17 protein-coding genes and 1 riboswitch are annotated in these 18,323 nt (G+C 63.6%); of the genes, 8 read left to right on the top strand and 9 right to left on the bottom strand.

All coding sequences use genetic code 11. From position 1 onward, the window contains the following. Positions 1-9: 9 nt before the first annotated feature. Entirely contained in the window at positions 10-912 is a 903-nt protein-coding gene (locus tag BLT92_RS14685) for a LysR family transcriptional regulator (RefSeq protein ID WP_092109426.1), read from the bottom strand. 225 nt (positions 913-1,137) lie between these two features. On the opposite strand from BLT92_RS14685, the gene BLT92_RS14680 reads away from it, so the two are divergent. After that, positions 1,138-1,941, top strand: coding sequence for a LysE family translocator (locus tag BLT92_RS14680; protein ID WP_092106724.1), 804 nt, complete (start codon positions 1,138-1,140; stop codon positions 1,939-1,941). A 92-nt stretch (positions 1,942-2,033) separates the two neighbouring features. Here the strand turns inward: BLT92_RS14680 and BLT92_RS14675 are convergent, their stop codons facing one another. From BLT92_RS14675 to panB, 3 genes are all read right to left on the bottom strand, one after another. Next, on the bottom strand, positions 2,034-3,482 hold the full coding sequence (locus BLT92_RS14675; RefSeq protein WP_231938860.1) for a mechanosensitive ion channel: 1,449 nt from the start codon (positions 3,480-3,482) through the stop codon (positions 2,034-2,036). 336 nt (positions 3,483-3,818) lie between these two features. Further along, entirely contained in the window at positions 3,819-4,670 is an 852-nt protein-coding gene (panC, locus tag BLT92_RS14670) for a pantoate--beta-alanine ligase (protein WP_092106722.1), read from the bottom strand. Continuing rightward, entirely contained in the window at positions 4,670-5,536 is an 867-nt protein-coding gene (gene panB, locus BLT92_RS14665) for a 3-methyl-2-oxobutanoate hydroxymethyltransferase (protein ID WP_172802680.1), read from the bottom strand. Before panB ends, panC begins: the two co-directional genes overlap by 1 nt. A gap of 447 nt (positions 5,537-5,983) precedes the next feature. On the opposite strand from panB, the gene nadA reads away from it, so the two are divergent. The 5 genes from nadA (at position 5,984) to BLT92_RS14640 (ending at position 11,644) form a co-directional block, all read left to right on the top strand. After that, positions 5,984-7,267 carry a quinolinate synthase NadA gene (gene nadA / locus BLT92_RS14660; RefSeq protein WP_092106720.1) on the top strand — a complete coding sequence of 428 codons (1,284 nt, stop codon included), beginning with the start codon at positions 5,984-5,986 and terminating at the stop codon, positions 7,265-7,267. A 7-nt stretch (positions 7,268-7,274) separates the two neighbouring features. Further along, the gene (nadB, locus tag BLT92_RS14655) at positions 7,275-8,882 is read left to right on the top strand and encodes an L-aspartate oxidase (protein ID WP_231938859.1); all 1,608 of its coding nucleotides are present in this window, start codon (positions 7,275-7,277) and stop codon (positions 8,880-8,882) included. Further along, on the top strand, positions 8,876-9,853 hold the full coding sequence (gene nadC / locus BLT92_RS14650) for a carboxylating nicotinate-nucleotide diphosphorylase (protein ID WP_092106718.1): 978 nt from the start codon (positions 8,876-8,878) through the stop codon (positions 9,851-9,853). The genes nadB and nadC overlap by 7 nt, the downstream gene beginning before the upstream one ends. 1 nt (position 9,854) lies before the next feature. Then, positions 9,855-11,084 carry a cysteine desulfurase family protein gene (locus BLT92_RS14645; RefSeq protein WP_092106716.1) on the top strand — a complete coding sequence of 410 codons (1,230 nt, stop codon included), beginning with the start codon at positions 9,855-9,857 and terminating at the stop codon, positions 11,082-11,084. A 170-nt stretch (positions 11,085-11,254) separates the two neighbouring features. After that, a complete protein-coding gene (locus BLT92_RS14640; RefSeq protein ID WP_092109418.1) occupies positions 11,255-11,644 on the top strand; it encodes a YciI family protein in 390 nt (129 codons plus the stop codon). A 113-nt stretch (positions 11,645-11,757) separates the two neighbouring features. On the opposite strand, the gene BLT92_RS14635 is transcribed toward BLT92_RS14640, so the two are convergent. Next, positions 11,758-13,578, bottom strand: a complete 1,821-nt coding sequence (locus tag BLT92_RS14635; RefSeq protein ID WP_092106714.1) for an HNH endonuclease signature motif containing protein — start codon at positions 13,576-13,578, stop codon at positions 11,758-11,760. 650 nt (positions 13,579-14,228) lie between these two features. Between BLT92_RS14635 and BLT92_RS21140 the strand changes: the two genes are divergently transcribed. Together BLT92_RS21140 and BLT92_RS20935 are read left to right on the top strand one after the other, a co-directional pair. Beyond that, positions 14,229-14,549 (top strand): DUF1648 domain-containing protein, encoded by a 321-nt coding sequence (locus BLT92_RS21140; RefSeq protein WP_331712207.1) that lies wholly within the window; start codon positions 14,229-14,231, stop codon positions 14,547-14,549. Beyond that, positions 14,494-14,751, top strand: a complete 258-nt coding sequence (locus BLT92_RS20935) for a hypothetical protein (RefSeq protein ID WP_231938857.1) — start codon at positions 14,494-14,496, stop codon at positions 14,749-14,751. The genes BLT92_RS21140 and BLT92_RS20935 overlap by 56 nt, the downstream gene beginning before the upstream one ends. A 29-nt stretch (positions 14,752-14,780) precedes the next feature. Here BLT92_RS20935 and BLT92_RS14625 read toward each other — a convergent pair whose 3' ends face one another. The 4 genes from BLT92_RS14625 to thiM all read right to left on the bottom strand — a co-directional run bounded on the left by BLT92_RS14625 (position 14,781) and on the right by thiM (position 18,082). Further along, positions 14,781-15,512, bottom strand: coding sequence for a TenA family protein (locus BLT92_RS14625; RefSeq protein WP_092106712.1), 732 nt, complete (start codon positions 15,510-15,512; stop codon positions 14,781-14,783). 94 nt (positions 15,513-15,606) lie between these two features. Then, complete coding sequence (gene thiD, locus BLT92_RS14620) at positions 15,607-16,488, bottom strand: bifunctional hydroxymethylpyrimidine kinase/phosphomethylpyrimidine kinase (RefSeq protein ID WP_092106710.1); 882 nt, start codon at positions 16,486-16,488, stop codon at positions 15,607-15,609. Next, on the bottom strand, positions 16,485-17,249 hold the full coding sequence (locus BLT92_RS14615; protein ID WP_092106708.1) for a thiamine phosphate synthase: 765 nt from the start codon (positions 17,247-17,249) through the stop codon (positions 16,485-16,487). The genes thiD and BLT92_RS14615 overlap by 4 nt, the downstream gene beginning before the upstream one ends. Further along, positions 17,246-18,082, bottom strand: a complete 837-nt coding sequence (gene thiM, locus BLT92_RS14610; protein WP_092106706.1) for a hydroxyethylthiazole kinase — start codon at positions 18,080-18,082, stop codon at positions 17,246-17,248. The genes BLT92_RS14615 and thiM overlap by 4 nt, the downstream gene beginning before the upstream one ends. Further along, positions 18,070-18,173, bottom strand: a riboswitch (TPP riboswitch). (Overlaps the previous gene by 13 nt.) Between the last annotated feature and the right edge of the window lie 150 nt (positions 18,174-18,323).

Raw genomic sequence — 18,323 nt, 5'->3', positions numbered from 1 at the left:
GACGATCACTCAACGGGCCAGATAATCGGCCACGACCGCCTCGGCGGCGGTGACGAAGGAACGCACGTGCGGCAGGTGGGCCTCGCGCTCACGCACATGCATGACGATTCGGCGCACGGGCGTGGGGTCGCTGAGGCCGACGGCGGTCAGTCCCTGACGAAGCTGCGCCGATGACAGGCGCGGCAGGACCGTGATCGCGAGATTCGAGGCGACCAGGGCCAGCGCGGCGAATTCGTCCTCCGAGGCCGCGAAGGTTCGCGGTTCGAATCCGGCGGCAGCACAGGCGAGGTCGACGACCTTGCTCGTCGGTCCCGCCCACAGGTCGTAGTCGACCCAGCGCTGGTCCTCGAGGTCCTTGAACGGCACGGACTTCAGACTCGCAAACCGGTGCCTGTCCGAGACCACGACTCGGTAGTCGTCATCGAAAAGGACCGTGCGCGTCATCCCTGGCAGGTGAACTTCGTCCTCCTGCGGGACCTCGCTGCGGATCTCGATCGTGCAATGGCTGCGGCGAACCTTCGCGGGCTCGTTGAGCTGAATGTCGAAGCGCATATCCGGGTGTTCGGCCGCGATCGGTTCGATGATCCCCGGCAGCAGGCCCGCGTTGAAGGAGGTGAACGCCGCGATGCGCATGCGGGGGCGATTCACGGTGCGCACGCTCTCGACGAGATCATCGAGTCGTCCCAGTCCCGTGAAGACGTCAGAGGATTCCTCGGCCAGGCGCTTGCCCAAGTCCGTGATCTCGATGCCGCGCCCGGATCTGCGGTAGAGAGGGACGCCGACGGCCTTCTGCAGGGTCGTGATGTGCTGGCTGACCGTGGCGGATGTGTAGTTGAGGCTCCTGGCCGCGTCGACTACGGAACCGGTGGCCACGACGGCCCGCCAGATGCGCAGTCGGTTGAGATCCCACATGGCCTCAGCGTAGCCCATGATGATTCGGCAACCCCGAATGGTTGTTAGCAAATGATTGCCTTTCCCGATGTGTCATGTGGCGCCGGCGTGCCTCAGACTTGAGGGAGAGCTCGGCAGGTGCGAGTCGCTGCGACTCGTGTTCTTCTGCCGGGCCGTCATCGTGCAGCGTCGCATTTCCCGCTTCGACCAGGTCCAACGCCTGATCGCTGTCCCCGAAGGAGCACCATGACCGGACCCGAGCTCATCACCATCGCCGGAGCCGCAACCGTCCTCGCGGTCACGCCCGGCCCCGAGACGATCCTCACCGTTCGCCTCTCGGCCCTGCGCCGCAAGGCCGGACTGATCTATTCGCTCGGCTCCGCCACCGGCATGACGATCTGGATGATCGCGGCGCTGACAGGCATCTCGGCACTGCTGAGAACCTTCCCGTCGGCGCTGCTGATCCTCAAGATCATCGGCGGACTCTACCTGTGCCTGCTCGGAGTCCTGGCCGCCCGCCAGGCACTGCGCATCCGATCCGAGCTGCGCGGTGAGCCTCCTCGCGGGCAGGTCAGCGAGATCGTGGCGGCCACCGATGACCTCATCGACGGTGAGAAGACGGACACCGCCGCCGAGGTGGCTGCCGGTTCCGCTGCCGGCCCAGTCGGTGCCGGTGCTGGTGCCGACCCAGGCGGGGCTGGTGCCGACCCAGGCGGGGCTGGTGCCGGGGCGAAAAGATCATGGGGGCAGCTGCGGTCGGTCATCTCCTACCGTCGGGGTCTGATCTCGTCGTTGAGCAACCCGAAGGCCGGACTGTTCTTCCTGGCAGTGATGCCGACATTGGTGCCCGCCTCGGCGGCCGGCATCGACTATGTTGTGCTGGTCTCGGTCGTGGTCGGTCTGATGCTGGCCTACCAAATCGTTCTCGCGCTGATCGCCGGTATGGCCGCGAAGGCTCTGCAGAGAAGGAGCACGGACTTCTACATCGAAGCCGTCTCCGCCACGGTTCTCGTGATCATGGGCATCGCCGTCATCGCGCTCCCCGTATAGTCGCGGTTCCCCAACACCAAACGTGCGGGCCGGGCTGCTGCCCGGCCCGCACATTCAGTGCTGGAGACTGTTCGTTGCGAACTGCCTGCTTGTCAGCTGGCCGGTGGTGGAACCGGGCCGCGCCCTTCGGGCCCGCGGGGACCGCTGTCTGCGGCACCGCTGTTATCAGCACTGCTGTTTCCGGCGGTGGCGGTGTTCGCGTGCCGCCCCTCAACGTCGCTGCTGGCAGCGGCTTCGATGTCGACCTTGCCCAGCATCTTGGCTGCGGCATCGCGGCCGCCCAGGCCGAAGGCCAGTGCGGCGGCTGCTGCGCCACCGATGACCACAGCTCCGAACGCCAGGTTGATGATCGAATCGGCCAGCCCCATGTAGCGCAGGCCCATCGCAATGAAGAGTGCAATGGCCGAGTAGCGCAGCACCTTGCTCGCCAGGGAGTTCGTGATGAACTTGCCGATGAGAGCCGCAATGAGGAAGCCTGCGGCGATGATCGCAGCGCCGAAGAGGACGCTGCCGCCGAGGTCGAGGATCTCGTTGAGGATGTTCGTGATCTCAGGGAACCCGAGCATGCGAGTCGCCATGATCGCGAAGAAGATCATGATCGCAACCTGCACGATCTTCGTGATCACGCTGGAGGCGCTCGTGCCTTCGGGAACGATTCCGATCGAATCGACTGCACGATCCGTGCCGACTCCGCGCAGGACCTCTTCGAGCAGGTTGCCGAGGAACTTGGCGATGACCCCGCCGATGGCCAGCAGGATGCCTGCGGCGATGATAGCCGGAATGGCGTTGAGGAAGAGCTGCAGCATCTGCTGTGCGGGCTGCGAGATAGCCGCGATGCCCAGCACCTGCAGCGCCGAGATCGCCACGACGATGATGATGATTCCGAAGACGAGGTTGCCGGCAAGCGATGAGATCTTGGCATTCGCCTCGGCGTTCGGGTTCTGCGGCTGCCCCGGCTGCCCCGGCTGGCCCTGACCTGGCTGGCCCTGCTGGGGCTGGCCTGGCTGGCCCTGCTGGGGCTGGCCCTGCTGGGGCTGGCCATAGGAGGCCTGCTGGGCATTGATGTTGTTCTGCTGCGGAGCGGTTCCCGTCGATGAGTCGACGACGCCGGTGGCGCGATCTCCAAGCGACTGAAACTTCGATGTCAGCTTCGTCAGGTCCACAGCGTTGAGCGCTGTCTGGACAAGCTGCTTGGCGATCTTCGCGAAGACGAAGCCGATGAAGAAGATGACTCCGGCGCCGATGATATTGGGCAGGAAGCCGAAGATTCCGTCGAGCAGACCCTGCAGCGGGCTCAGCACCTGGTCGAGGTTGAACAGCTGCAGAACAGCGATGAGGCCGAGCAGCCAGACGAGCAGGCTGCCGATCTGTCCGATCGACTTTCCGATCTGCTGACCGTCATTGCCGTCGCGCTGCAATGCCGGCACCTTCATCACCAATTTGCCGATCGCCCATTTGACGATCGACGCAATTATCCAAGTGACGAGAAGTATGAGAATTGCCAGTCCCACTTTCGCGAGAACTGACCACAGGTCTGACATTTGCATTTCCATCATCTCCTTCGACTACGGCGAATAAACTCGCTATATTCCTCAGTTACTGATGTTGAGTCTATTCACAACAGATACTCAGGACAAGAGATCACAGCGGTCTGACATCGAATGATGGAACAATCGGAGCTGTCTTTTCAAACCCGTTCATACGCGTATTTCAGCGCCTTAACAATTCTTATATATTCAGGTCACAATTGCGCATCAAACAGGTAATATAATGGTCATTCGACATTCCCGGCGCCGATGAATGAGCGTCGTCCTCGCCCAAATAGACGCCGTCCTCGACGAATGAGTCATTTCGGAATTCATGAAGAACGGTGGACGTCACGAAGAGCGGTGGAATTCGAGAGGCACGTTATCGATGAGATGAGTTCCCCCGACGCTCGCCGAGACAAGAAGAAGCGCCTGCCCGTCGAAGTCCAGTGAGCACGGCTGAAACGTCGCCGCATCAACGAGACCGAGATAGCCGAGGTCGAGGTCTCCCCGCCCGGCAGCGACGCTGAGCACTGCTTCAGCAGCAGCCTCAACTCCAATCGGAGCCCCATCTTCCGCAGCCTGGGCTGCGGCGTCCAGGGCACGCGGTATCGCCAACGCAGCGCTTCGATCGGCGGGCGCGAGATATTCGTTTCGACTCGACATGGCCAGGCCGTCTTCGTCGCGAACCACCGGCAGTCCGATCAGCTCGATGTCGAAGTTGAGATCGGTGATCATGCGTTTGACCAGGCAGAACTGTTGGATGTCCTTGAGGCCGAAGACCGCCGAGTCCGGAGCCGTCAGGGTGAAGAGCTTGGCCACCACGGTCAGGACGCCGTCGAAGTGGCCCGGCCGTGCAGCCCCTTCGTACACCGCACCCATCCGCCCCGAGGATACGGTGACTTCGGGTGCGCCCGGGTACATCTCCCCCAGGGCGGGTGCGAAGACGAAGTCCACGCCGGCGGCCTCGCAGACTTCCAGGTCGGCCTCGAAGGGACGCGGGTATTGGAAGAAGTCCTCGTCCGTACCGAACTGCAGAGGATTGACGAAGATGCTGGTCACGACCGAATCCCCAGCCGCTCTGGCCCTGTCCATCAGTGCCTGGTGCCCCGAGTGCAGAGCACCCATCGTGGGCACCAGCGACACGGAGCCCGACCGCCGTTCCCGCCAGGCACGCAGAGCCTGGATTCCTCCGACCTCCATCACTCGAAGCTCCGCTCCGGTTCAGGGAATTCGCCGCTCTTGACCTCATCGACATAGCGGCCCACGGCATCGGAGAGCACCGAGTGCAGATCGGCATAGCGTTTGACGAACCGCGGGGCCTTGCCGGTCCGCAGGCCCGCCATGTCCTGCCACACGAGCACCTGGGCATCGCAGTCGGCTCCGGCGCCGATGCCGACAGTCGGAATCGCCATCTCGGCCGTGACCTGCGCGGCCAGCCGGGCTGGGACCATCTCCATGACCACGGAGAACGCCCCCGCCTCGGCGACGGCACGGGCATCAGCCAACAGCGCATCACCGGCTCCCCCGCGACCCTGGACCTTGTATCCGCCGAGGTTGTGCTCGGCCTGGGGCGTGAAGCCGATATGAGCCATCACAGGTATGCCGGCGGTCGTGATCGCCTTGATCCGGGGGGCCACGGCCACTCCACCTTCGAGCTTGACCGCGTGGACACCGGCCTCCTTCATGAAGCGCACGGCCGTCGCAACCGCCTGCTCATCGGAGATCTCGTAGCTGCCGAAGGGCAGGTCTGCAACGATAAGTGCCCGCGAGGTCGCGCTGGAGACGGCACGTGCCAGGGGAATGAGCTCATCGACAGTGACGGGCAGAGTGGTCTCGTGGCCGTAGACATTGTTCGCAGCGGAGTCTCCGACCAGCAGCGCCTCGACCCCGGCCTGCTCGAACAGGGCGGCCGTGTACTGGTCATAGCTGGTCAGCATCGCCCAGCGGCGACCCTCTGCCTTGGCTTTGATGAGGTCCAGGGTTCGCACTCGCCGAGGCGGGGCCGCAGTTGCATTCGCGTCGGCAGAAGCAGGCCGGCTGGGGCCGCTCCCGTAGGGCGGAGTCATTTCGGGCTGGTCAGGCGCGGAGCTCTCGGGACGGTCAGGTGCCAGATTATCGGGTGTCGGGTTGTGGGGCATGGGAATCCTCTTCGGTCGGCCTTCGTCTAGGTGGCGGCGCATCGTCGGCGCTGCTTGAGCGTGAGTCGGCGGCAGGCGGTGGTCCCGGCCGAATCGCGCGGGTTCACGTTCGGGTCGACTCGGATTGCGAGCCAGTTTCCAGACTAGATCATCGACCCGAGCAGGGCCTCGCCCACCCCTGCCTATGACACCTCACCACACGAGTTCCAGCACTTCCCCGCGCGAGTTCGGGCACTTCCCCGCGCGAGTTCGGGCACTTCACACCCCGAGTCCCAGCGCGCGATGCTGTTTTACATTACGAACGAAGGTGATTAAGCTCAACTCTGCGCAAAACTTTTTCAGGGGGCATGCACTCCCACTCTGCGAAGGACGATGATGACCACAACAGCTTCGATCGAGCTCACCCTCAAAGACATCTCCGCGACCGGCTCGGACGATGAAATGTGCTCGACAGACCTCATCGATGCCCCCTGGGATGTCGACATCAGGCCCGGCTACGGCCCCGGCGCCTCGATGGACGATCCAATCCCCCAGGCCGCCCCACGCCAAGGTGAGATCCCGGCCGAATACAGGGACTCCTCGGCGGAGGAGCTCAACGAGCGAATCATTCGCGCCAAGGCCGAACTCGGCGATCGGGTCGTCATTCTCGGCCATCATTATCAACGGGTCGAGGTCGTCGAGCATGCCGACTACATCGGCGACTCCTTCATGCTCGCCAAGGCGGCGCAGAACCACCCGGAGGCCGAGGCGATCGTCTTCTGCGGCGTCCACTTCATGGCCGAGACCGCCGATCTGCTCTCGACTCCAGATCAGTCGGTGATCCTGCCCAACCTCGCCGCTGGCTGCTCGATGGCGGACATGGCCGACATCGACCAGGTCGAGGACTGCTGGGAACAGCTGACCGATCTGTTGGGCAGCGAGCCCGATGCTGAGGGAAAGGTGCCCGTCATCCCGGTCACTTACATGAATTCCTCGGCCGCGATCAAGGGATTCTGCGGCCGCAACGGCGGCATCGTGTGCACCTCCTCCAACGCCGAGGTGGTCCTCGAGTGGGCGTTCGAGCGCGGTCAGCGGGTGCTCTTCTTCCCCGACCAGCATCTGGGCCGCAACACCGCACTGAACATGGGCATCGACCTCGAGGCGATGCCGCTGTGGAATCCAGCCCGCCCCCTGGGCAACAACTCTCCCGACACGGTCGAGGATTCGAAGGTCATCCTGTGGCAGGGATTCTGCTCGGTGCACAAACGCTTCACTCCCGCTCAGATCGACAAGGCACGCATCGATCACCCCGATGTGCGCGTCATCGTCCACCCCGAGTGCCCGCAGGAGACCGTGGCCGCCGCCGACGAGTCCGGATCCACCGCGTACATCACAAAAGCCATCGCCGAGGCGACCGAACCGACTACCTTCGCGATCGGCACCGAGATCAACCTCGTCCAGCGGCTGGCGGCCGAACATCCCGAGCACACCATCTTCTGCCTCGACCCCGTCGTATGCCCGTGCTCGACGATGTATCGCATCCACCCCGGCTACATCGCCTGGGTCCTCGAGTCCCTGCTCGAATCCACGGTGATCAACCAGATCACGGTCGACGCCGAGGTGGCCGATCCGGCTCGCGTGTCACTGGAGCGCATGCTCGCCGCGAAGCCACGGGTCTGAGCGACTCATGAGTTCCGATCGTCGCCTGAACCGTATCGTCGTCATCGGCTCCGGAATCGCAGGACTGACCGCGGCCCTGCGGCTAGCCGGCAGGCACGAGGTCGCAGTGGTGACGAAAGGGCGCCTCGGTGAGTCGAACACTGCTCTGGCGCAGGGCGGGATCGCCGGAGTGCTCGGCGCCGATGACACCGTCGAATCGCATATCGCCGACACCCTGGAAGCCGGCGCCGGGCTCGGTGATGCTGCCGCGGTGCGGACCCTGTGCACCGAGGGGCCGGAGAGGATCCTCGAGCTCGCGGCCGCAGGTGTTGCCTTCGACCGCGACGAGAGCGGTGACTGGGCACGTGGCCTCGAGGGTGCGCACTCGATTCCGCGCATCCTCCATGCCGGCGGTGACGCCACCGGCCGGGCGATCGTCGAGGCGCTGACGAATGCCCTGAGAGCTCAAGTCGCCGCTGGTCGAGTGACGTTGCTCGAGCGCACGATGCTTCTCGATCTCGCCACGAGTGAGGATGGGGATGCGGGCGAGGTCACCGGCGTGAATCTGCTGCGCGAGCGAACTCACGACTTCCTCCCCGCCGACGCCGTCGTGCTGGCCACAGGTGGGGCAGGCCAGCTCTATGCACATACGACGAATCCGGATGGCGCCACCGGAGATGGACTCGCCGCCGCCATCCGCGCGGGTGCCGCCGTATCCGACATGGAGTTCTACCAGTTCCATCCCACTGCCCTGGCCGGGTCCGGGTTCCTCATCTCCGAGGCCGTCCGCGGCGCCGGAGCGCTCCTCCTCGACGATCGCGGTCATCGGTTCATGCCCGAGGTCGATCGCCGAGGTGAACTGGCACCCCGTGATGTCGTGGCCCTGGCGATCCACCGGAGAATGGCTGCACAGGATGGCCAGCCCTGCTACCTCGATGCCCGATCCATGCCCGAGGTTGCCTCCCATTTCCCCAGCATCGCCCACGGTCTGGCCACACACGGTTTCGACCTGGCCACCGACCTCATTCCGGTCACCCCAGCCGCCCACTACTTCATGGGCGGCATCTCCACTGACTTGGACGGCCGAACCAGCATCGCTCGACTCTTCGCCGTCGGCGAGGTCGCCTGCACCGGCGTGCACGGAGCCAACCGACTCGCCTCGAACTCTCTGCTCGAAGGAGTCGTCTTCGGAGCCCGAGCCGCCGCAGCCATCGACACAGGAATAGACAAAACCGACGAGGATCTTGCCTCCGCGGAGAGGCTGGAAGCGAGTCCTGTGGGTGAAGCACTCGTCGGGACAGACTCTCGGGCAGGGAGCGCGGTCTCGCGTGACGAACTCCGGGCACTGGCCTGGGCCCACCTCGGCGTCGAACGAAACGATCAGGGACTGCGATCCCTGCTTCACCACCTCGGCGAGAGACAACCAACAGTTCCGGGCACACGAACCCTTCCGAATGACTCCATTGGCCTCACCCCGCAAACGCTTTCCGAACGGGTCGAGACCGCCAACCTCGCGCTCATTGCCCGGTCCATCGCGTCTCATGCACTCACGAGGAGGGAAAGTCGTGGGGCGCACACGCGCTCGGACTTCCCTGCTCCCACCACTCCCCTGTTTCAGGAGGCTGCTTCATGCTGACTGCCGCGACGATCGAATCCGCGCTTCGATTCGCACTCGACGAGGACGCTCCCTGGGGTGACATCACGGGTGACACATTCGTTCCGGGGGCTGCCTCGGCGAGGGCCGTGCTCAATGCACGCGAGGCCGGCGTCTTCTCTGGAGGTGAGGTCTTCGCCAGGGCTTTCACGCTCATTGACTCCGGTGTTCAGGTGGAACTCGCTGCCGCCGAGGGCGATACCTTCTCCCCCGGTGACACGCTGGCCATGGTCTCGGGTTCGGCGCAAGCGGTGCTGCGGGCGGAGAGGATCGCGCTCAACTTCTGCCAACGGATGAGTGGGATCGCGACGCAGACCAGAGCCTTCGTCGACGCCGCAGCATCGAACACTGCCGGTCGGAGTGTGCGCATTGCCGACACCCGCAAGACGACCCCGGGTCTGCGCGCGTTCGAGAAGCATGCGGTGGGCTGCGGCGGTGGGCACAATCACCGGTTCGGGCTCTCCGATGCGGTGATGGTCAAGGACAACCATCTTGCTGTCTTGGCTGGTCAGAACGCTGATGTGGCCGCGTCGATCCGCTCGGCTCGGGCTCGGCTGTCCCACACGACGACGATCGAGGTCGAAGTCGACCGTCTCGAGCAGATCCAAGCGGTGCTCGACGGCGGTGCCGATATCATCATGCTCGACAACTTCTCCCTGGCTGATCTGCGTGCCGGAGTCGAACTCATTGCCGGACAAGCGGTCATCGAGGCCAGCGGCAATGTCAGCCTCGACACCGTCGCGGACATCGCGGCGACCGGGGTTGACGTCATCTCGTCTGGGGCGCTGACCCACAGTGTTCGCGCGGTCGATCTGGGACTCGACATCGGCCTGGGACTCGACACCGATCTGAAGCCCGACCTTGATCTGGAATTTGCCCTCGATCCGGAGCCTGACATCGATCTGGGGTCTGCTCTCGATCCGGATTCCGGCCCCAATCTGGAGTCGAACTGAGATGGCGCTCGATCAGCAGCCGGAGTCAAGCTCACCGCTCTACCTGGACACCGCTTCGGCCGCTCCTGTCCGCAGGGAGGCCCTCGAAGCAGCGTGGCCGTACCTGACCGGCGCATTCGGCAACCCCTCGAGCCATCACGAGGTCGGTCGCACCTCGGCCGAAGCTCTGACACACGCTCGGCGCCGTGTCGCAAAGGTGCTCGGCATGCGCAGCACGGACATCATCTTCACCAGCGGCGGCACCGAAGCCGACAATCTCGCGATCATCGGGATGGCGCTCGGCGCTGATGCCCCTGCGGCTGGTCGCGCTGGTGGCGGATCTGCTGGAGGCGGATCTGCTGGACATGCGCCTCGGCGGCATATCGTGATCTCTGCTCTCGAGCACGAGGCAGTTCTCGCCTCGGCGGATTTCCTGCGGCGCAGGCACGGGTTCGAAGTCGCTGAGGTGGCGGTCGAATCCGACGGCACGATCACCGTCGATGCGCTCAACTCGGTCCTGCGCGAGGACACGTGCCTGGTCAGCCTGGGATATGCCAACAACGAGATCGGAACGGTCAGCGACATCGCGGCGCTGGCCGAGGCCGCCCACAATGTCGGTGCGCTCTTCCACACCGATGCGGTGCAGGCGGCGGGCTGGCTGCCGCTGAGTGGGCTCGGCGTCGACGCCATGAGCCTGGCCGGGCACAAAGTCGGCGCGCCCAAGGGAATCGGAGTCGCCGCAATCCGGGCGCGGATACCCCTCGAACCGCTGATCCACGGCGGAGGCCAGGAGTCCGGGCGCCGGTCCGGCACGGAGAACGTAGCCCTTGCCGTGGCCTTCGCCACCGCTGTGGAACTCGCCGAGGCGGAGCGGGCTGATGCCGCTGCTCGTGTGCAGGTCATTCGCGATGAGTTCATCGCCGAGGTGCTGCGATCGGTTCCCGGCGCTTTCCTCACCGGCAGTCCACGGTCGCGGACTCCGAACCATGCGTCGTTCTGCTTCTCCGGCACCAGCGGTGAGGCTGTGCTGCTCGAGCTCGAGCGCCTGGGCATCACCGCTTCGAGCGGATCGGCCTGCGCCGTCGGATCAGATGAGCCCTCGCATGTGCTGACAGCTTTGGGCATCGATGGCGACGTGGCGAAAACGAGCGTCCGGTTCACTTTTCCGTCAGGCATCTCTGCCGACGATGGACTCCGAGCGGCGCAGGCCGTGTCCGCTGCTGTCGACAGTCTGGTGCTGAGCTACTCCTGAGATCCTTCCCGGACTGACCTGAGTGCCGCTGCAGGTTCGGCTCGGTCCGGTATTTGGCATCAGCAGAAAATTCTTCCCCGAGGTGTCGATCCGACCTGAGCTGGTTCGACGCGGTGAGTGAGAGGGGCTTGTCCGAGACCTTCCGACATCTCGATGATGAAGGAGTCATCATTAAGTTCATACTCATTATGCGCGATATCGACCGGGCCGCAGTCGATGCCGCCGAGAACACCGATTTCAACGAGATAATCGCCGCGATGGGTGCCTACAACGAATCGATAGTCAACGCTGGAGTCTTCTCCGACGCGGCGGGATTGTCCGACCCGTCCGAAGGCACCGTCGTCGACTTCAGCGACGACGACCCTGTCGCCACCTATGGACCCTATGGCGAGCTGAGAGAGCTGTTCAACGGGTTCTGGATCGTCGATGTCTCCTCGCAGGAAGAGGCAGTCCAGTGGGCCAAACGCGCTCCCTTGGATTCCGGATCCCAGATAGAGGTCCGTCGGATCAACGGTCCCGAGGACTTCCCTCAGGACAATGATCGGATGCAGAAGGAATAGGAATGGACTGCCGAAGAAACATCCTCCAGACAGTGAACGAGGTCCCGGCGAATGTGCACCCGTGCTTCATTTGTAACTGACGCGGGTGGCGACCGTACTGGTCGAAGGGTTCGTCAGTCGTCGAAGAGTGTGTCGATGACTTCTTGAGCCACGAATCTCGCGTGCAGTATCGGTCGTCTTGCCGGATCGATCGATGCAGGAGGAACCCACGCAGGACGTCCATCTCCCAGCATCACTGTCTCCCAGTCCGACCTGTCCAAAAGGTGGTGATGTGCCGAGCAGCTGAGCATCATATTGTTGATATCGGTCTTACCTTGCTGTGCCCACTCGACAATATGGTGGGCATCGCACCACCCCGGCGGGGCATCACAGCCAGGAAAAGTACATCCCTTGTCACGGGCGGTCAGAACCGCGATCTGTTTCGCATTCGCGAACCGATTCTCCGTGACCACCTGCATCGTTTTCGCCTTCTCGGAGATGAGTTCGAAGAACACGGCCCCGTTGAGACCGTTACGGGCAAGTTCGCTGATGGGGACGGGATTCTCAGTACCCGTCGTGCCGGTACCGGTGCCGTTGGCAAGGTCTTCGGCCTTGGCTGTCACGACCAAAGCGTATTGTGCACCCTGCCCGGTCCGTGTCATATCGATCCTGGCGATGAGAGTCGCGAAGCGTTCATAGATCCACTCCTGAGCCGACAGCCTCTGCCCTGTCATGTCGACGAGAGTCCCGTCTTCGAGGACACCAGAGTCCGTGTCGAAGTCAGTTCCATCCGCGACCTGGTCATCAGAACCTGCAGAGTTCTGCCCACCGTTGGGCTCGGTGGCATTGTCAGCGTTGTTCGCGATCTTGGTTCTGGCTGTCAGCAGCCCATTGAGCTGGCCACCCGTAATAGGATCGAGGAGACCGACTATGTCCCAGTCACCGTTGTCTCGTGCATGCATACTGACTGTGTACATGGACCGATCCATGGAATCAGTCGGCTCTGTACCATCCGGGTCGATGTGGGCGAGGATGCGTGCGAAGATGGCGCGCAGGTCATGGACCCTCACGCTCGGGGCTTTGTCGACGAGTGTCGTTTCGGCATAATCACGATCGTCTGGGCTGACCCACGTCGGCAACTTCTTCAAGCAGTCTTTGATGACCCTGGCCTGGTCGGCTGACAGTCTGCCGTCGTTGAAGGCATCGGCGACCTTCGGGAACAGGGGTGCTTGTGGCTGACCGGTCAGGGTCACCCTGCCACCCAGGTCCTTGGCCATATCGGTACGCCGATTCGCTTCGCGACTGGTGATGTTGAGCCGGTCTTGGATGAGTGCCTTCGTCGTCTTGGCACCATAGTCGGTTGGTGTTCCCACTCGTTCACATACTGCCAATGCCAGGGTGGATAGGGCCTCGTTGACTCGACCGAGTGCTTCGAGTCCGTCGATGAGTGTGATGGCATCATCAGGGCCCATGCGACGATCGAAGGTTCGCAGCCCATCTTTGAGTCCACTCAACGCTGTGAGGCTGTTCGTGACTTCGGGAGCGAATCGGGACAGATCTGTCCACTCTTCATTCGATAGCAAGGGGTGGGGGCTAGGACTGCTGTCAGCGGAGCCAGCAGGTTGTGGGTCGTCATCTGAAGTATCGACAGCCGGAGCGTCACTGGCGACCGCGTCGCCATCGCTGGCCTCGTTGCCATCGTCATCCGCGAACTCGCCGGCCTCCGACTCACCGAGTTCGTTCGGTTCATCAGGTTCGCCTGTCGGTACGGCCGCGAGAGATTCGAATTTCTCCGCGAGCGGGTGGCCGGTCAGATCGAGGTTGGCATCTTTGAGCTGATCGAACAAGGAGGGCGGTCCGGCCGCAGCGGCATCACGGGAACCGGGGCGTGGGTCACGCTCTTCCGGGTTCTGTGGTGTGCGGTCGGGGGTGAGAGTCATGGTACTGAAGTCCATTCGCCAACATCGTTGTTGCTCTTCCCTTAATTGTACACGCATTTCGCCCGTTTGCACCCTTAGTTTCGATTTTTGTTCGCTCACTCTTTCATTCTCGTATTAATTGCTCATCGAAATTCGGTAGGTATCCTCAACACCGCCCATTCGTCACGCCGCCACAGATATCAACCCTCCACGGTTGACGATTTCACCAGCGGTGCCGGCGAAGCATTCTGATCGCGCTTCCTTGCAACGGGCCACAATTTCGCTGACAAACGTATATGCGGCACAGGGCGGCGCGCCCGTGCAGGCCACTTGTTGCGAGGTGGCCCCTATCTTTCTCAGCGATTTAGCGAGAAGATGGAATCAAGCATTCGAGTCGGGTGTGAGGGGGCCGTCATGGATCTGCTGATACTTTTCATCATTGGTGTGTGTTTCACAACGATCGTCTTCTTCGTGGGACGATTTGCCTGCCCACGACATGACCGAGTTCCCCTGATCGAGGTAGACCACGTACTCCTGTGGACCACGCTACGTCGCGGTTGCCATGCCCTGGGTTCGCTCGGTCCGATGACAGGCATCGATAACGACCCGCCCAAGGGCCACCACGCCTGAACACGCGCCGCCTGCCCTCGTGCGACCGACCTCGCAGCTGGGCTGATCCGGCCGCTATGCTGCCAGGGTGCCTTCCTCTCCTTCTTCACCGCGCCCGAACCGACGGCCAGGATCGACAGCCCTGCTCTTCGATCCTCGTGTTCATCTCCAGCGCGACGTGGCTCTGGATTCAGGCTCCCGACCAGGTGCCGGGTCATTTCAATGCACGAGGGCAGCCCGACAGCTGGACCTCGGAAGGCGGCGGCTCTGGCTGTGCTTCTCCCGGTTGGCGTCGTCGTACCACTGTTGCTCTCAATCCGCTGGATATGGGAGAAGCTTCCGATGAGTCTCGTCAACATTCCGCACAAGGACTACTGGTTGGAACGTGGCGAGCGTGACTATCTCTTCGAATGCTTGATGGAGTTCATGCGGATCACCGCGGGTGCCACGGCCCTTCTTCTGACTTCGTCGCTGGCAATGACCCTACGCGTGGGAGCGACCATGCCGGAGGCCCTGACGTTCGTGCCCACGCTCGTGTTCCTCGCGATCGTCGGCGCCGCCTTGTGGCTTCTCTACCGCCAGCTCAAACCTCTCGACTGAGCGCACAATTCGTCCGCGGTCGTTTGCGTTCAACCCTGCGGCACGAACACTCCTGCATCCCAGCCTTGGAGCGCATGGGCAGAGGCCCAGAAGTGGAGTTCGTACACACAGGCCTGCTCGAACGTGGCACGCATTCTTGCGGCCACCTCGGCGGGGGCATTGGTGAGTTCCTGTTCAAGCAGCTGTACGGCCTGCCGGGTCGACTCATCGAATTCAGGTGAGTCGTAGGTCTGGACCCAGGTGCGGTAGGGGTGGTCAGCACTCATCTGGCCGGCCCGTTCGACGAGGACCTTGCCCATGTGTGCGTAGACCCAGAAGCACGGCAGCACTCCGGCCACGCCTTCGCCATAGGAGCGGCTGGCAGCGGTGGCCACGAGGTAGGACACGTAGCCCAAGGTGGTGGGTGAGGCCTTGAAACCGGCTCCGCTGCTGACGAGTTCATCGTGGGACGCGGCCAGGCGAGAATCGGCGAGCAGCTCACCGTGCATCTCCTCTTCCACACTGATGGCCTCGGCTGCCGAACTGGCCCAGAATCGTGCTTCGTCCCGGTCGTTGGCTCCGGCGGCGAGGAAGGACATCGCCTTCGCGTAACCGGTGAGGTAGATGCCGTCTTGGATGATGTAGTTCGTGAAGGCCTTCACATCGAGGCTGCCCTCGGCGAGCTGGCCGAGGAAGGGCAGGCGCTCGATCTGTTCGACGATCGGGCGGACACGGTCCCACAGCTGAGTGGTCTGGGGGCCTGCGGAAAAGTCTGTCGTCATTGATATCTCCCTTGTTCAGGGGACCTCGGCGGTCCCACAGCGTCTTTGAGCGGTATTCGGATGGCAAGCCCATCCGGGTGTGTGACTGGTTGTTCTAACGGCGGACGATGTCGACCTGGTGGTCGACGGGTCCGTGAGCGCCCTTCGGATCGAAGCTGACCTGCCAGTTCGCGGCGGACTTCAGCGCCCGAGCCAGATAGTTCAGGGCATTGTCGACGGCTTCGTGGAGGAGATCCGAGCTCACATCGTCAACTGCACGTGCACGCTTGAGCACGGCCACCTCGGCGGTGATCGCAGCCGACAATGTGCACCCGGTCCCGTGGGTGTTCGATGTCGCCACCCGTGGGTGTGTGAACTCGGTGACCGCGCCTTCGGCGGTGACAAGAACGTCGGCGACGTCGCCCTCGAGCGCGTGCCCGCCCTTGAGCAGCACCGCGCGGGGGCCCCGGTCAACAAGCTGTCTGGCCTGGTCCAACATCTCCTGTGGAGTCTGCGCCACGGGCACATCATCGCCGAGCAGCAGCGCCGCCTCGGGCAGATTCGGGGTGATGAGGTCGGAGACCGGCAGCAGATGGTCGCGAACGGCCGCCACGGCATCGACCTCGAGGAGGCGGTGTCCGGAGGTCGCGACCATGACCGGGTCCACGGTGTAGAAGCCCAACTGGTTCTCGGCTGCACGGGCGACGACGAGTTCGACGAGGGAGCGTGAGCCGAGCAACCCCGACTTCGTGGCGTCGACGGGCATGTCATTTAAGACGCTGTCGAGCTGGTCGGAGACGAAGTCGTCGTCGATTCCGTAGACTCGCGAGACTCCGTGCGTGTTCTGCGCGACCAGGGCCGTGATGGCCGTGGTGCCCAGCACCCCGCGAGCCGTGAAGGTCTTGAGGTCAGCGTGGATGCCGGCTCCCCCGCTGGGGTCGGTGCCGGCGATGGACAGTGCAATGGGCGGCCGGGTGGTCTGGTCTGCACCGGTCATGATGCGTCGCTTGAAGTAGTGGTGCCGTCACCGAACTCGGCGAGGAGTTCCTCGGCTGCGGCTCGCGGATCCTCGGCTCGGCAGATCGCCGAGACCACGCAGAGCCCGATCAGACCACGCCCCCGCAGCTCGGCGGCACGCACAGTGCTGATTCCGCCGATGGCGACAGCGGGCAGTCCCGCTTCACTGACCAACTCGCCGAGGCGGTCGGGACCGATGCCATCGGGTGCGTCGGACTTCGTCGTGGTGTCGTAGACGGGCCCGATTCCGACGAGGTCGACGGCTCCCGAGTCCCGCGCCGCAGCGAATTCTGCGTCGTTGGCCGCGGACAGTCCGATGAGGGGCCCGTGGCCGATGAGTTCGCGCACCTCTTCGACCGGGGTGTCCGCCTGTCCGACGTGGATGTGGACGTCCGCGCCCTCGGCAAGCAGTCGCTGGGCGACGGCGACGCGATCATTGAGGACGACGGGTACGCGGCGCTTCGTTCCGACGGAAGTGGAGCCTGCGCCAGCCGTGCCGGGCCCGTCGGCCAATGCGTCGTCGACGGCATCGATGACCTCACGGGTCAGAGTGTAGAACGCGTCATCGTCGATGTCCTTGTCTCGGACCTGCACGATCCCGACTCCCCCAGCGACGGCCTCACGGACAGTGTCGGCGACGCTGCGCCCGGCCTCCCGGCACTGAGCCGAGTCGGTGACAAGGTAGAGCCGAGTGTCGATGTCGGCCAGGCGGGCGCTTTCATGACGTTCTGGGCCGTTCATGACTGTGAGCCTTCGACGGTACCGGCTTCGACACGAGCCGTGGCCAGCTGTTCGCCGGTGAGGGCATGCAGTGCGTCGAGGAAGTTCACCGAGTAGCTGCCTGGGCCCTGCGCACCTGCGGCAGCGGCCTGGCCGGCCACCTTGAAGTGAGCATGGGCCGCGACGACGGCCTCGAACCTCGCCGAGGTGGTCGTCGCTCCATCCAGGTAGGCCGCGGTCACAGCGCCGAGCGAGCAACCGGTGCCGATGACCAAGGGCATGAACTCATGCCCTCCGTCGATGCGGGCGACGCGGTCGACGCCGTCGATATGAGCGACGATCGCGTCTCTTGCTCCCGAGACTGCAACGATCGCGCCGGTGGTCCGTGCCAGTTCCACGGCGCCCGGAATCACTGCATCAACCTCGTCGGTGGAGTCGACTCCTCGTCCACCCAAACCTATGCCGGCCAGAGCCGCGATCTCGGAGGCGTTTCCGCGGATAGCCGTTGGACTGGAGTCGGCGGCGCGACGTATCCGCGTGGTCCGGTGATCGACGGCGCCGATGCTCACCGGGTCAAGGACCCAGGGTGTGGAGTCGTCGTTGGCCGCGTCGATTGCGGCGTCGGCGGCGAGAAACTGCTGATTCGTGGCCGTGCCGAAGTTAACCAGCAGGCCGCTGGAAATGCGGGTGAACTGTGCGGAATCGGCCTCGTGGTCGAGCATGGCCGGTGAGGCGCCGATGGCCAGGAGCACGTTGGCGCTGAATTGCTGCACGACGGTGTTCGTGATGCATTGGATGAGTGGATTGCTCGCACGCAGTCGTGCGTTGGCAGAACGCAGGTCGAAGTCAACCATGACGATCCCTTCGCTAGTATGGCCCAGATCAGGTTCGATGGGTGTTGTCTCAGCCTCGCTTCATACTCACGAGGCACCCCATGTCATTGCCCACGACTGTATCAGCACCGTAGAGGCACGGCGAGCTGAGCCCACCCGGAGCGAGCTGAAGCGCTCGCTCTGGCGCCCTTGCACCGAGGGCATAGTCAAGCGTCGAGAGCAGACCTCAGCAGAGAGTCTGCTCTCGACGCTTGACTATGCT

It is taken from the genome of Brevibacterium picturae, from assembly GCF_900105045.1.
In the GTDB taxonomy this organism is placed as follows: Bacteria; Actinomycetota; Actinomycetes; order Actinomycetales; family Brevibacteriaceae; genus Brevibacterium; species Brevibacterium picturae.
Note: the sequence above shows the minus strand (reverse complement) of the source record. Positions and strands in the feature narration are given on the sequence as shown.

What these genes read in the sequence shown, in the direction of transcription:
- BLT92_RS14685 (WP_092109426.1), bottom strand. Translation starts at nt 912, where the DNA reads ATGTGGGATCTCAACCGACTGCGCATCTGGCGGGCCGTCGTGGCCACC.
- BLT92_RS14625 (WP_092106712.1), bottom strand. Translation starts at nt 15,512, where the DNA reads ATGACGACAGACTTTTCCGCAGGCCCCCAGACCACTCAGCTGTGGGAC.
- BLT92_RS14615 (WP_092106708.1), bottom strand. Translation starts at nt 17,249, where the DNA reads ATGAACGGCCCAGAACGTCATGAAAGCGCCCGCCTGGCCGACATCGAC.
- panC (WP_092106722.1), bottom strand. Translation starts at nt 4,670, where the DNA reads ATGGAGGTCGGAGGAATCCAGGCTCTGCGTGCCTGGCGGGAACGGCGG.
- BLT92_RS14675 (WP_231938860.1), bottom strand. Translation starts at nt 3,482, where the DNA reads ATGTCAGACCTGTGGTCAGTTCTCGCGAAAGTGGGACTGGCAATTCTC.
- BLT92_RS20935 (WP_231938857.1), top strand. Translation starts at nt 14,494, where the DNA reads ATGAGTCTCGTCAACATTCCGCACAAGGACTACTGGTTGGAACGTGGC.
- nadA (WP_092106720.1), top strand. Translation starts at nt 5,984, where the DNA reads ATGACCACAACAGCTTCGATCGAGCTCACCCTCAAAGACATCTCCGCG.
- BLT92_RS14635 (WP_092106714.1), bottom strand. Translation starts at nt 13,578, where the DNA reads ATGGACTTCAGTACCATGACTCTCACCCCCGACCGCACACCACAGAAC.
- nadC (WP_092106718.1), top strand. Translation starts at nt 8,876, where the DNA reads ATGCTGACTGCCGCGACGATCGAATCCGCGCTTCGATTCGCACTCGAC.
- thiD (WP_092106710.1), bottom strand. Translation starts at nt 16,488, where the DNA reads ATGACCGGTGCAGACCAGACCACCCGGCCGCCCATTGCACTGTCCATC.
- BLT92_RS14645 (WP_092106716.1), top strand. Translation starts at nt 9,855, where the DNA reads ATGGCGCTCGATCAGCAGCCGGAGTCAAGCTCACCGCTCTACCTGGAC.
- BLT92_RS21140 (WP_331712207.1), top strand. Translation starts at nt 14,229, where the DNA reads ATGCTGCCAGGGTGCCTTCCTCTCCTTCTTCACCGCGCCCGAACCGAC.
- panB (WP_172802680.1), bottom strand. Translation starts at nt 5,536, where the DNA reads ATGACTCCGCCCTACGGGAGCGGCCCCAGCCGGCCTGCTTCTGCCGAC.
- thiM (WP_092106706.1), bottom strand. Translation starts at nt 18,082, where the DNA reads ATGGTTGACTTCGACCTGCGTTCTGCCAACGCACGACTGCGTGCGAGC.
- nadB (WP_231938859.1), top strand. Translation starts at nt 7,275, where the DNA reads ATGAGTTCCGATCGTCGCCTGAACCGTATCGTCGTCATCGGCTCCGGA.
- BLT92_RS14680 (WP_092106724.1), top strand. Translation starts at nt 1,138, where the DNA reads ATGACCGGACCCGAGCTCATCACCATCGCCGGAGCCGCAACCGTCCTC.